Source organism: Finegoldia sp. P3-F-LR (assembly GCF_052932165.1).
Genome location: NZ_JBRFJE010000003.1, coordinates 108,461 through 122,243, shown reverse-complemented (window position 1 = coordinate 122,243; position 13,783 = coordinate 108,461). Strand labels below are relative to the sequence as shown.

Below are 13,783 nucleotides of genomic sequence, written 5' to 3'. Positions count from 1 at the left end.
GAACATAATTAGTACACATTCATAGTCTATTATATAAGTATAAACAAAGTAAGTTTAATCTCAAGAAACAATCTCCTCCCTTAATATTGTTTTAACCTTAGATTAAACTGGAGACCACTCAGATGGTCTCTTTTTTATATTAAAATTTTAACCTAAAAAAAGCTAACTCGTTTGAGTTAGCTTTTCTTCTATAATTTATTGTTCTAATGGTTTTGATAAGAATTTGAATCTTTTTTCTACGACTTTGATGTTTGATGGTGTTTTTTGGTACAATTCGCCATCTGTATCCGCGATTAATCCTTCAGGGGAGATGAACTTTATTTCTTTTGCTTTGAATGTTTGAACGCCTTCGTTTTCTTCGTTAAAATCAAAGCTGTTTGATTGTCCGAACATTGCTTTGAATGCTCCGATGTTTGATTGTTCAACTATAAACACATTCAACACTCCATCGCTTGGGCTAATGTCTGAGATTGGAACTTCAACTCCTCCTGAGTATAATCCATTAGCGACAAATACCATAACGGCATTTCCTTTTACTGTTTCGCCGTCGAGTTCCATTTCATAATCAAATGAATTGTCTTGTGTTAATGTTTCAAAAATTTTTGGGATATATGTCAAGACACCGAAAGTTGATTTGTCGGCATCTTGCATTTTTTGCGCGTTTTCTGATGCCATTCCCACTGTCCAGAAATTCAGAGCGATTTTGTCGTCATTTAATATACAGTCGTATTCTTTGACTTCGGCATCTAACAAATTTTCACTTGCTTCTACTGGATTTGCTCCTATGTTAACAGTTTTTGAAAAATCATTGAATGATCCTCCAGGAATAATTCCTATTACAGGATTCATATCGTAATCATATAATCCGTTGATGACTTCGTTTATTGTTCCGTCGCCTCCAACTACGATTACCAAATCAAAATCTTTTAATTCTTCACATTTTTTGTAGAAATCACCTTGTTCTTCACTTTGGAAAAACACTGTTTCATTTGATAATTTTAATATATTAGGACTACATTTGCCTAATACTTCAAATATATCTTGTTGTCCTGAATTATCGTGATACATAACGATTGATTTTTTGAATTTATTCATTAAATTCCTCCTAAAAATTTTACGATTTGTACAATTATCATTATGATAGGCTGGTGAATTAAATAAATCATCAAACTTTTTTTGCCCATTTTTGATAATACATTCTCTCTTACATTTAATTTTATATCTAAAAAGTCTCCTGCGCAATATCCAAATAGATACATAAAATACCAAGGTAGTAATGGGAAATAGTCGCCGCTGTAAAACTTATCGTTGTAGAATCCCACGAAACTAAACAGATTGGTACTTATATCCATTGGATGAGCGCTTATTTTGTAAGTTAGAATGAACATTACAAACGATAGGACACATAATATTTTTTTGTTAAGGGTTAATTTGTCGACAAAAATCGTGAACAATGATGCCAAGCACAACAGATGAATTATTCCAAAAACTATGAAAAATTCATTTGCGAAGAAATACGTCGTAACGCTCAAAATCATAGCCACGATAAAAAGCGTGATGGTGTGTTTTTTGTAATTGTGAGATAAATTGAAGCAATAGCCCGATATCAAAATGAAGCTTATGCAGATGAATCTCTCCCAAATCATGCCTGGAGTATTTTCAAACCATTCAATTTTGAAATTTTCCATGTAGACCAAATCGAACAGCAAATGGTAAATTACCATGTTTACAATCGCAAATCCCCTTAATGTATCGATCAAATTATTTCTTTTCATCATATCATTGGCGAAAATACTTTCAGAATTACGGATAGTATTTTTCTTGATAGGTTTTGGTTTTCCAATTGTCTTGAAAATATTTCTTGTGATTGTGATTGCATTTCCAAGAAATCTTCCTTTAAATCGGAAATAATGTGTGAATCGTAGTACATCGCTCCGTTTTCAAAATGCAGATACAATGATCTAAAATCGAGATTGATTGAGCCGATTACGCAACGTTGGTCATCTGTAACACAACTTTTTGCGTGCAAAAATCCTGGCGAATATTCGAAAATTCTAACGCCCGCTTCTAAAAGAGTTTTGTAGTATGTTCTTGTAACCATATACACCAATTTTTTGTCGGGAATTCCAGGGGTCATGATTCTAACATCGACACCGCTTAACGCCGCATCTCTTAGGGAATCGATCATGTCATCTGATGGAATCAAATACGGAGTTGTAATGTAGAAATATTTTCTGGAACGAGACACCAATTGCATGTACGCACCCTTTCCAACAGGAACATCGTCTAATGGAGAATCCGTATAAGGTTGGCAATAACCTTCGTTTTCAGAAACATCTGGGACAGTTTTTTCGAAATAATATTTGTAGTCAAGCTCATTGTCATCGTACAATTCCCAAATTGACAAAAACATTATCGTAAATGACCACACACCATCACCTGTAACTCTGATTCCTGTGTCCTTCCAATATCCGAATTTTTGGATTTTGTTCATGTATTCATCTGCCAAATTAAACCCGCCAGTGTATGCTATTTTTCCGTCGATAACGACGATTTTTCTGTGGTCTCTATTATTGTGACGAGGCATAGGTAGAACTCTGATTTTATTGAAAACTTGAACCTTGATGCCTTTTTCTTCTAGTTTTTTGTAATATCTACGAGAAAGTTTGGTGATGCATCCGAAATCGTCGTACAAAATCCTGACGTCGACTCCTTCTTTTACTTTTTGTTCCAAAACTTCCAAAATATTATTGAACATGTATCCTTCTTCGATTATAAAAAACTCCAAGAAAATATAATCCTTTGCGTTTTTTAAATCTTCCATCAAATATTCAAAGAAAATCTCACCGTTTTTTAAATATTTCGAACTTGTTTTAGAAAATACAGGAGCGTGAGCTGTTGTGTTTATGTAAGTTGCGATTGACTTGGAGTCACCCTCCAATTCGTCAATTACATTACCATTTGACAAAATATGGTTATTAAACGATGAACTAATCGTATCCATTCGTCTTTGTTGTGCACGAACGAATCTGTTTCTTCTGAAAAACAAATAGAACACCGCTCCAAACAACGGGAATATCCATATAGGGATGAGCCATCCCAGTTTGAAACTCGGGTTTACATCGGTGTTGACCACCATTATAGTAAAAGCGAAGGATATTATAATGTTTAATGTGTAGACATACACAAAATTTCTTTGAAAACTTAAAATCAAATAAACTAATAGCGAAATTTGAATAATAAATACAATTGCCAAAAGCATTATTCTACTAGTTAAAAATTTGAATAATTTTTTCATTTGCACCTCCACAAATATTTTTAAATTTATTTAATTATAACACAAAAACCACAACAATCTTTGAAAATCAATTCAAAATCGCCAGGGTTTATTTTTAAAATATTATACCAATTTTACTCTGTGATATACTTTTTTACCTTTTTTTATAATAAGTTCATCGTCGTTAAAATCGTGAATTGTTACAATTCTTTTTGGATCAGCTTCCTTATTGTCATTAACAGAAATTCCGTTTTGAGTTACAAGTCTACGCGCTTCACTGTTTGATTGAGTAAGTCCTGTCATTGTCAACAAATTCAACAAACCAATTCCATTTTCAAAATCCAAAGCCTTCATTTCAGTTGTTGGCATATTTTCGTCAACAGCATTTGAATTGAACAATGCATTTGCTGTTTGACGAGCTTCATCTGCTTTTTCTTCTCCGTGAACTAATTTGCACACTTCAAATGCCAACACTTCCTTAGCTTTATTGATGTCACTTCCCTCTAAGCTACCAAGTCTCTTACATTCTTCAGTTGGCAAGAATGTCAACATCAACAAGAATTTTTCCACATCTCTGTCGTCTACATTTCTCATGTATTGGAATAAATCGTAAGGAGTTGTTTTGTTTTCGTCCAACCACACAGCACCTTTTTGTGATTTACCCATTTTAACTCCATCAGCAGTAGTTAAAAGTTTGAAAGTCATAGCGTAAACTTTGTCGTTTTCTAATTTTCTAACCAAATCGTATCCGCCCAAAATATTAGACCATTGATCAGAACCACCCATTTGTAATTTACAACCGTATTTTCTGTACAATACCAAATAATCGTATGATTGCATCAACATATAACTAAATTCAAAAAATGTTAGACCTTTTTTCATTCTGTTTTTGTAACTATCCAAAGTCAACATTTGATTTACAGAAAAATGAACGCCAATTTCTCTCATGAAATCCAAGAAATTCAAATTCAACAACCAATTCTTGTTGTTTTCAATGTAAGCCTTGTCTTCACCAAAATCGATGAATCTTGTCATTTGAGAATAAAATCTTCTAGCATTTTCGTCGATAACTTCCTTAGTCATAATACTTCTCATATCGTTACGACCAGAAGGATCCCCAATCATTGTAGTTCCGCCGCCTAAAAGGCAAATAGGGATGTGACCGTGAGCTTGCATTCTCATCATAACCATCAATTGAATAAAATGGCCAATAGTCAAACTATCTGCAGTCGCATCAAATCCAATGTAAAATGGAACTCTTTCTTTTCCGAGTAAATCTCTCAATTCATCTTCGTATGTAGCTTGTTCAAAATATCCACGCGCTACCAATTCGTCATACACATTTTCATGTTCAAATTCGTAATTAATCATAAAATCCTCCTATAAAATAAAAAAACTCTTGACACGAAAGGGCGAATTTACGCGGTACCACCTTTCTTATCAAAAGCTTATGTTCCATGCAAAGTATGAAACTACCTTGAAAACTCATGTGTTGTAATTCCCGAATAATCGGTACTGGTCACAATCATAATTTTCTATTGAGTTATTAAAATTTTATACTAGAAACTAATTTTAGTCAATAGCAAAATGTTTTTTTATAGTTTCGTAGCCAAATGATTGATAAGCACATCGATAGCAACCTTGTTCTTGCCACCCTTTGGCACAATCAAATCGGCAAATTTCTTACTAGGTTCCACAAAAAGCTCATGCATTGGCTTTACAGTTTCCATATATTGAGTCAAAATCGATTCAATAGTTCTGTCACGTTCCACGACATCTCTTGTAATTCTTCTTTTGAGTCTGACATCTCCATCGCAGTCTACGAAGACTTTCATATCCATTAAATTACGAAGTTCTTCATTCTCCAAAACCAAAATTCCCTCTACAATCACAATTGGCTTTGGACTTTTCTTCAAAGTATCAGAGCTTCTAGTGTGAATTGTAAAATCGTAAGTTGGAATGTCGATTTCTTCATTATTTATAATTTTTTTAACATGCTCAATCAATAAATCTGTTTCAAAAGCTTGGGGATGATCGTAATTCAAACTAGCACGTTCATCCATAGTCAAATTGTCATGAGCAAAGTAATAATTATCGTGTTCAATAATTTCTATTTTATCTTCAAAATGTTTTTTCAAAGTCTTCACGATTTCAGTCTTACCTGAAGCACTTCCACCTGCGACTCCCACAATATACGGTTTCATAATAGCCTCCTAGTTATTAGTTAATTTTAATATAAATTTTACAATTTTTCAAGGTTGTAAATTAGGATAACCTTTTAATAATTTGTAGAATAAAATTATAAATTGTGCTAAAATAATATTGAAATGTTTTATTTTGTAAATTTTATTACAAACTTTACAAAAAATTCAAGCAAATCACAATTACGGAAAATGTTTTAACAAAAGGAGATTTGAAATGTCAAAAAACACAAAACTTATTATTTACTCGTTGATTTACATATTGTTCATGATAATCATCAGATACACATTGTCTCATGCGCATGGATTTTTGATTGACCATTGCTTGATGATATTCTTGGCTATCGCAGTAGTCCTTGGATATTTTCATGGATTTATTTTTAAATTCAATTTCACAATTGTATTCGTAGCGATATTTATGATGCTTTTCATCGGACAAATGACACCTCCATCAAGAGGATTTATCGAATACTCATTTATCGACTTTTATTACGTGTCGGCTTCGACGATTTTTATGTTAGTAGCAGACATTGCAGGATCCATCAGAAAAACTCACTTGATTCAAAAAGAGATTTTCTTGGAACAATTAGAAAAAGAAAAAAACGCTAAGTTATTTAAAAAATAATTAACCAACCATCAAGTGTACGCTTGGTGGTTTTTAAAATTTTACCTCAAAATGCTTTAATCTGGAAAAATAAATAAAATAATGTTAAAATATAGATTATAGTTTATTAAAAGAGAAGGAAGAGAATGAATATACTACAAAAATTATCAGAAGAATTAGACATAAAATATGATAACGTTGTTAAGACAGTTGAATTATTAGATGAGGGAAATACAATTCCATTTATCGCCAGATACAGAAAAGAAATCACTGGGAATTTGACTGACGAAACGTTGAGACAATTAAACGATAGGCTTACATATTTGAGAAACTTGCAAGAAAGAAAAGACGACATCACACGTCTTATCGATGAGCAAGGAAAACTCACTGAAGATTTGAAAAAACAAATCGATGATGCGACTATTTTGACAGAATTAGAAGATATTTATCTTCCATTTAAGCCAAAGAAAAGAACTCGTGGGTCAATCGCTGTAGAATTGGGACTACAACCAGTAGCAGATATGATAATGGAGAAAACTCACTCTTTATCTGAGATTGAGAAAAAAGCCTCAGAATTTGTCAACGGAGAAGGAATCAAAACAGTTGATGATGCTATTAGTAAAAGTTTGGACATCATAGCAGAATTCGTATCTGAACAAAAAGTATTCAGAGATATAGTTCGTAATTCGTTCATAACAGATGGGGTTATGAAAACTGAAGAAAAAAACGAAGACGAATCCGGCACATACAAGATGTACTACGATTATTCAGAAAAAGTAAAAGATGTCAAAGCACACAGAGTTCTTGCGGTATTTAGAGGAGAAAAAGAAGGATTCTTGAAAGTTTCATTCATTTTAAATGACGATTACAATATTTTCAAAATTATGAGAAAAATCGCAAGAACAAATGATTTTGAAACTTATGATTTGATCGAAAAAGCTGTCAAAGACAGTTACAAGAGATTAATCGTTCCATCAATCGAAACAGAAGTGCGTCAAGGAATGAAAGAAATGGCAGACGACGAATCAATCGGCGTATTCAAAAGCAATTTGAAACCATATTTGATGCAACCACCAATCAAAGAAACAGCGATTATTGGACTTGACCCGGGATTTAGAACTGGTTGCAAAGTTGCTGTAATTTCTGAATACGGAGATTTCTTGGATAGTGCTGTAATTTATGTAACTGATGCAAGAAAACAAATCCAAAGAGCAGACGAAACTTTGAAGGAATTTATCGACAAATACAACGTCAAACTAATCGCAATCGGTAATGGAACAGCTTCTCGTGAAACAGAAAAATACGTATCTGATTTGTTAGCGCAAATTGATGAAGAAATCTTCTATGCAATCGTAAATGAAGCGGGAGCAAGTATTTATTCTGCATCCAAGCTTGCGATTGAAGAATTCCCAGATTTAGATGTAACCATCAGAGGAGCAATCTCAATCGCACGTCGTATCCAAGACCCATTGGCAGAATTGGTCAAAATCTCTCCACAATCAATCGGAGTTGGACAATATCAACACGATGTCAACCAAAAGAAGTTAAAATCATCACTCGAAGAAGTAGTGGAAGATTGCGTTAACACAGTTGGTGTCAACATCAACACAGCAAGCTCTGCGCTTTTGAATTACGTATCTGGAATTACGAAAACAACAGCGAAAAACATCGTGGATTACAAAATAGAAAACGGACCATTCACTAATCGTCAAGAAATCTTGAAAGTAAAAGGAATTGGACCAAAAGCATTCGTACAATGTGCAGGATTTTTGAGAATTCCTGAAAGCGAAGAAATATTAGATAACACAGAGGTTCACCCAGAAAGTTACGAAATCGCAAAACAAATTATGAAATACGATTTGAACGATATAGATGTGAAAAAACTATCCGAAGAACTAGAAGTAGGAGAACCTACTTTGCGTGATATAATTGAAGAACTCAAAAAACCAGGAAGAGATCCACGTGATGAAATGCCAAAACCAGTTCTAAGACAAGATGTATTGTCAATCGACGATTTGGAAGAAGGAATGATAGTCACAGGAACTGTAAGAAATGTCGTGGACTTCGGAGCGTTCATAGACATCGGAATAAAAGAAGACGGACTTTGCCATATTTCTAAGATGAGCAATTCTTACATCAAAAACCCAAGAGAAGTGTGCGAAGTAAGTGACACTGTAAAAGTAAAAATAATTGGAATAGACAAAGAAAGAGGATTGGTTTCCTTGTCGATGAAATTATAAAATGGGCGCTATTATAGCGCTTATTTTTGTGAGAAATTTCAATTGACAATATGGGATATATAACATAAAATATAATCAGAGGAAAACATGAATGATTTTGAAGTAATATTATATGAAAAAGAAAATGGCGAAATACCAGTAGAAAATTTTTTGGATAACTTACCTATTAAAATGAAAGCAAAAGTAGTTGGATTGATTCAAATATTGCAAGAATTTGGTAATGATTTAAGACAACCATATAGCAGACACTTAGAAGATGGTATATTTGAACTCAGGGCAAAGCAAGGCAGAGATATTACAAGAGTATTGTATTTTTTTTATTTTGATAAAAAAGTTATATTAACTAATGGTTTTGTAAAGAAAACTCAAAAAACGCCAAAGTCTGAAATCCAAAAAGCAAAAAAATACAGAGATGATTTTATGGAAAGGACAAAAAATGAAGACTTTTGATAATTATTTAAAAGAACAATTAGAAAATAAAGAATTTGCAAATGAATATAAGAACATTCAACCAGATATGGATATTATAAGAGCTATAGTTTCTGCAAGAACATCTCAAAACTTAACACAAAAGCAATTATCAGAAAAAACTGGCATTGATCAATCAGACATTAGCAAATTAGAAAATGGAACCAGGAACCCAAGTATAAATCTTTTGAAAAGACTAGCAGATGGTTTGGGCATGGACTTAAAAATAGAATTTGTAAAAAAGAATCCACAAATATCAAAATAACCAACCAAGAGATATTGGCATTAAAGCTGATATCTATTTTTTTGTCAAAATTTCAAAAATACTAGATAATATTTGTGAGGTGAGTTATGAATACAAAATACGTTATAAAAAATACAGCGGTTAGTCCAGATGATTACAACGAATTGCGTGAAAAATCTGGTATTGGAAATAAAAAATCTAAAGAAAATGCGGAAACTGCAATAGAAAATTCTCTTTTCATTACATCGATTTATGATGGGGATAAGTTGATTGCGATGGCAAGGGTTGTCGGAGATGGGGCGATTAGTCTTGTGGTTACTGATGTGATGGTGGATTCACAGTATCAGAAAAATGGTTTGGGAAGAGTTTTAATGAATGAGATTAACAAATACTTGGACGAAAATTATGATGAGGATAGCTATATTATTTTGTTGGCGAACACTCCTTACGATGCATTTTACGAAAAATTTCATTTCAAACAATTTCCTAACAAGAAGGGTATGCTAAGAGTTTTGTAAACTTTGAATTAAATATTTTAGTAACACAAAATTTTTGTTAATATTTTTAACGAAAAATGATTTATTAATTGATCGTATTATGATAAAATTTATTCAACGCGAAAATTTTTTTCGTAAAATTTATAGGAGGAATTTATGAAATCTAAATCTAAGATGAGCTATAACTTGTCGGTAATTTTACTAATTCCACTTGGTATAGCTATCAATTTTGTTGGTGCAAATTTAACTGCAGCATTAAAATTACCGGTTTATTTGGATGTTATAGGAACTGTGTTCACAGGTGTATTGTGTGGACCTTGGATTGGTTTTCTTACAGGTGTTGTCACAAACATCGTGACATCTGTTACTAACCCTACGCAACTACCATATATGATTGTAAGTGGTGCGATTGGTTTGGTTGCAGGGGTTTGTGGGAAAAAGGCAATGTTCAAGACTCCAGCAAAAACATTTGTAGTAGCAGTTATTATTTGGCTTGTTGCAATGGTTACATCTGCGCCAATTACTGTTTTGGTCTTCGGTGGTGTTACTGGGGCGAGTGGTTCAAGTGCAATCACGACGTTTTTGGTTGCAACAGGAAAAGGATTATGGGAATCAGTTATAGGCTCAACTGTGCTTACAGAAACTTTGGATAAGTTTTTGACTTCGTTTGCAGTTTATTTCCTTATAAAATCCATCCCTAACAGAAATTTGTTGAGATATCCTAATGGAATTCAATACATAAAAGAAAAGAAGAACAAATACGTGAGAGGTGCAAAATGATATCTAAAATTTTCCCAACAACAAAACTTTTTATGGTTATAGTTACAGTTATTATTTCGTTGGTTTTGCCATGGCAATTCGCATACCTTTTTGTACTTCCATTAAGCTTGATATTAGCTTTATTGGATAATAAATTCAAACAATACGTGAAAAAATTGTGGATAGTTTTGTTATTAGTATTATTAATAATGTTTTTGTTCCAATTATTCTTGGACAAATCAACAGAATACGTGTATTTGAATTTAGGATTTATGAGAGTGACACTTAACGGAATATTAAATGGTTTGGAACAAACAAAATTCATTCTAACGCTTATAACTTTGTTTTTGTTATTCTTCGAAACAACGGACATTGAAGATTTGATGATAGCTCTTCAACAAAAAAATATAAGTCACGTTACAAGTTACGTTATAATGGCGACAATGACTATGATTCCAGAAATGATTAAGAAAAGTTCCAAAATCATAAAAGCACAAGAAGCGCGTGGAATTGAAACAACAGGCTCCATCAAAAACAGAGCTAAGGCGTTCTTCCCATCACTTGGACCTTTGATTATATCTTCACTTTCAGAAATCGATGAAAAGACAATTACACTTGAAGCACGTGGATTTGCATCTGAAAATGAAAAAACATGTCTCAAGGAAATCAAGAAAACAACTGCAGATAGAATATTTTTTTACGTTTTCATTGCATTGGTTGTGTTGGTATTGGTGTGGAGGTTTAAATAATGATAGAACTTAAAAATGTTTCGTTCAAATATGAACTTCAAGAAGAAAAAACTATAAAAAACTTGGATTTGTACGTTAAGCAAGGAGAGTTTGTGGGAATTATTGGAAAAAATGGTTCCGGCAAGACTACTTTGTGCAATATCATTAGAGGGATAATTCCAGACTTTGTTCAAGGAGAAATTACAGGAAGTATTTCTATCGACAATAAAAACATCAACGATATAGAACGAGGAGAAATGGCGGAATTAGTTGGATTTGTATTCCAAAATCCATTCAGTCAAATCTCTGGAATCAAGAAAACTGTATTCGAAGAAATAGCCTACGGACTTGAAAACTTGGGAGTTCCAAGAGGAGAAATCAGACAAAGAGTAACTGATGTCATTAAATTACTTAAAATAGAATATTTGCAAGACAAAAATCCGAATGAATTGTCTGGAGGACAATCGCAAAGAGTAGCGATAGCTTCAATCATCGTAATGAATCCAAAAGTATTGATATTTGATGAGCCTACAAGTCAGCTTGACCCATTAGGAACTGAAGAAATCTTCGATATTTTGAAACTTTTAAAAGCACAAAATAAAACAATAATACTGGTAGAACACAAGATTGATTTGATAGCAGAATACGCCGATAGAGTTGTGGTAATGGACGATGGAGAAATCATCTTCAACGGTGAAACTCACGAAGTTTTATCAAACGACAAAATCGAACAGCACAATGTATCTATGCCTATAGTTTCAAAACTTGCATACAGATTAAATGAAGAAAAGCCAGGATTTTTCAAAAACATCCCTATAACTTTAGATGAATGCAAGAAAGAATTGGAGGAAAACTAATGAGCAAATTAGAATTTAAAAATGTAAGCTTTACTTATCCTAACGGATTCAAAGCGATTAACGATTTGAATTTGGTCGTAAATTCTTCAGAAAAAGTTGCAATCGTGGGACAAAATGGAGCTGGCAAATCGACTTGTGCAAAACTAATGAACGGACTATTGAGACCTAATTCTGGGGAGATTTTGTTAGATGGAAAAAATACAAAAGACATGACCACGGCACAAATATCCAGAAAAGTAGGCTACGTCTTCCAAAATCCAAACGATCAAATCTTCAACTCCACAGTTTACGATGAAGTCGCTTTTTCGTTGAGAGCATTAAAAGTCGACGAAGATGAAATGGATAAACGTGTCAGACAAGCTTGTGAAATCTGTGAACTTTCAGAATATTTGGACGACCATCCTTATGATTTGCCATTTAGTACGAGAAAATTCATAACGATAGCAATTACAATCGCAAATGACTGCGACATTTTCATATTTGATGAACCGACAGCAGGACAAGATGCATATTCTATGGGTTGCTTGAAAAGAGTAATCGATCATTTGCACGATTTGAACAAAACAATCATAACGATAACTCACGATATGGAATTTGTAGTTGAAAATTTCGACAGAGTTGTCGTAATGTCCAACAAAGAAATCATCAAAGATGCTGATAAGAAGGAAGTTTTCGACGAAGATGAAATTCTTAAAAAAGCATACATTCAACCGCCAGTTATCAAAAGACTTTGCAATTCGATTAATTTGAACGAAAAATTATTGTCAGTGGATGATTTTGTAGATTACATCAAAAATTTTGGAGGTGCGAATGATTAACTGTATATTGGATTTTGATCCGGGAGTTGATGATGCAGCGGCGTTATTTGCAATTAAAAATGCAAAAAATTTGAATTTGTTGGCGCTATCATCAGTAAATGGCAACGTATCAATTGACCACACAACAAGAAATATGCAATGCTTGGCAAAACTTTTGGACATAAATGTACCTATGGGAAAAGGACAAGAAGTACCACTTGTTAGAGAGCCTTTCTTTGCGACAGTTCACGGAGATGATGGGATTGCAGGATTCAGATCAATGATAGAATCAGAAGATGTAGCTGATCTTACAAGCGACAATTCAGTTACAATGATGCACGAAATTATCCAAAACTCAACTGAAAAAATCACCATAATCGCAGTTGGCCCACTTACAAATATCGCGCTGTTGCTTCGAACTTTTCCAGAAGATAAGGAAAAAATCGAACAAATCAGCATAATGGGTGGCTCCATTACAAGAGGAAATGTAACAAGTCTTAGCGAATTTAATTTCTTCGTCGATCCAGAAGCAGCAAAAATCGTATTTGAAAGCGGCGTCAAACTCATAATGGCTGGACTAAACGTAACACAAAAAGCTAGCATACCTGATGAACAAATTCAATTTTTAGACACAATCGAAACAAAAAGAGCCAAATTTGCACACAGAATTTTGAAATACTACGCATCAAATGATGCAGGAATTCACGACCCTTGCTCAGTAATAGTATTGTATAACCCAGAAGTTTTCGAAACGGAAGACATGTACATCAAAATCGACACACAAAACGACGAAACAAGAGGAATGAGCTACAGAGATTTAATCAAAGAAGAAAATGGCGAATTCAATTGCAAAGTAATCACTGAAATTGACATCGATAAATTTAGAAAAATATTAATGCAAGCTCTTACAGAATAAAATTACTCCGGGAACTATCTCGGAGTTTTTTGTTTATGGAAGAAAATTTCTTGAGAAATTATTGCATTTAAAACTCAATATGCTACTATAGAAATAGTAGTGTGTGTTATAAACAATGTAAATATAAAAAAATTACAAAACGCTACTTTACAAAACAAATTTTGTTATAATTCAAGCGAAAATTCAAAAGGAGAT

At 33.2% G+C, this 13,783-nt stretch carries 15 protein-coding genes; 10 read left to right on the top strand and 5 right to left on the bottom strand.

Going from position 1 to position 13,783, the window contains the following annotated elements:
- Positions 1 to 195 precede the first annotated feature (195 nt).
- The 5 genes from ACU68U_RS02455 to udk form a co-directional block, all read right to left on the bottom strand.
- On the bottom strand, positions 196 to 1,095 hold the full coding sequence (locus ACU68U_RS02455) for a diacylglycerol/lipid kinase family protein (protein WP_446762662.1): 900 nt from the start codon (positions 1,093 to 1,095) through the stop codon (positions 196 to 198).
- Positions 1,095 to 1,775, bottom strand: a complete 681-nt coding sequence (locus ACU68U_RS02450) for a heparan-alpha-glucosaminide N-acetyltransferase (RefSeq protein ID WP_446762661.1) — start codon at positions 1,773 to 1,775, stop codon at positions 1,095 to 1,097. Before ACU68U_RS02450 ends, ACU68U_RS02455 begins: the two co-directional genes overlap by 1 nt.
- Positions 1,775 to 3,298, bottom strand: coding sequence for a cardiolipin synthase (gene cls, locus ACU68U_RS02445; protein ID WP_446762660.1), 1,524 nt, complete (start codon positions 3,296 to 3,298; stop codon positions 1,775 to 1,777). The genes ACU68U_RS02450 and cls overlap by 1 nt, the downstream gene beginning before the upstream one ends.
- Positions 3,299 to 3,400: 102 nt before the next feature.
- On the bottom strand, positions 3,401 to 4,648 hold the full coding sequence (gene tyrS / locus ACU68U_RS02440) for a tyrosine--tRNA ligase (protein WP_446762659.1): 1,248 nt from the start codon (positions 4,646 to 4,648) through the stop codon (positions 3,401 to 3,403).
- 224 nt (positions 4,649 to 4,872) lie between these two features.
- Entirely contained in the window at positions 4,873 to 5,481 is a 609-nt protein-coding gene (gene udk / locus ACU68U_RS02435) for a uridine kinase (protein WP_154253956.1), read from the bottom strand.
- 214 nt (positions 5,482 to 5,695) lie between these two features.
- Between udk and ACU68U_RS02430 the strand changes: the two genes are divergently transcribed.
- The 10 genes from ACU68U_RS02430 to ACU68U_RS02385 all read left to right on the top strand — a co-directional run bounded on the left by ACU68U_RS02430 (position 5,696) and on the right by ACU68U_RS02385 (position 13,588).
- Entirely contained in the window at positions 5,696 to 6,103 is a 408-nt protein-coding gene (locus ACU68U_RS02430) for a hypothetical protein (RefSeq protein WP_446762658.1), read from the top strand.
- A 125-nt stretch (positions 6,104 to 6,228) separates the two neighbouring features.
- The gene (locus ACU68U_RS02425; protein ID WP_446762657.1) at positions 6,229 to 8,322 is read left to right on the top strand and encodes a Tex family protein; all 2,094 of its coding nucleotides are present in this window, start codon (positions 6,229 to 6,231) and stop codon (positions 8,320 to 8,322) included.
- Between the two features lie 87 nt (positions 8,323 to 8,409).
- Positions 8,410 to 8,772, top strand: coding sequence for a type II toxin-antitoxin system RelE/ParE family toxin (locus ACU68U_RS02420; RefSeq protein ID WP_316103135.1), 363 nt, complete (start codon positions 8,410 to 8,412; stop codon positions 8,770 to 8,772).
- Positions 8,759 to 9,055, top strand: a complete 297-nt coding sequence (locus ACU68U_RS02415) for a helix-turn-helix domain-containing protein (protein WP_316514446.1) — start codon at positions 8,759 to 8,761, stop codon at positions 9,053 to 9,055. The genes ACU68U_RS02420 and ACU68U_RS02415 overlap by 14 nt, the downstream gene beginning before the upstream one ends.
- A gap of 86 nt (positions 9,056 to 9,141) precedes the next feature.
- Positions 9,142 to 9,552: a GNAT family N-acetyltransferase gene (locus tag ACU68U_RS02410; RefSeq protein ID WP_316514447.1), complete on the top strand. Its 411-nt coding sequence runs from the start codon at positions 9,142 to 9,144 to the stop codon at positions 9,550 to 9,552.
- Between the two features lie 135 nt (positions 9,553 to 9,687).
- Positions 9,688 to 10,311, top strand: a complete 624-nt coding sequence (locus ACU68U_RS02405; protein ID WP_110058408.1) for an ECF transporter S component — start codon at positions 9,688 to 9,690, stop codon at positions 10,309 to 10,311.
- A complete protein-coding gene (locus tag ACU68U_RS02400; RefSeq protein ID WP_446762656.1) occupies positions 10,308 to 11,039 on the top strand; it encodes an energy-coupling factor transporter transmembrane component T family protein in 732 nt (243 codons plus the stop codon). The genes ACU68U_RS02405 and ACU68U_RS02400 overlap by 4 nt, the downstream gene beginning before the upstream one ends.
- The gene (locus ACU68U_RS02395; RefSeq protein WP_446762655.1) at positions 11,039 to 11,875 is read left to right on the top strand and encodes an energy-coupling factor ABC transporter ATP-binding protein; all 837 of its coding nucleotides are present in this window, start codon (positions 11,039 to 11,041) and stop codon (positions 11,873 to 11,875) included. Before ACU68U_RS02400 ends, ACU68U_RS02395 begins: the two co-directional genes overlap by 1 nt.
- A complete protein-coding gene (locus ACU68U_RS02390) occupies positions 11,875 to 12,693 on the top strand; it encodes an energy-coupling factor ABC transporter ATP-binding protein (RefSeq protein WP_446762654.1) in 819 nt (272 codons plus the stop codon). Before ACU68U_RS02395 ends, ACU68U_RS02390 begins: the two co-directional genes overlap by 1 nt.
- Positions 12,686 to 13,588 (top strand): nucleoside hydrolase, encoded by a 903-nt coding sequence (locus tag ACU68U_RS02385; protein ID WP_446762653.1) that lies wholly within the window; start codon positions 12,686 to 12,688, stop codon positions 13,586 to 13,588. The genes ACU68U_RS02390 and ACU68U_RS02385 overlap by 8 nt, the downstream gene beginning before the upstream one ends.
- Positions 13,589 to 13,783 lie beyond the last annotated feature (195 nt).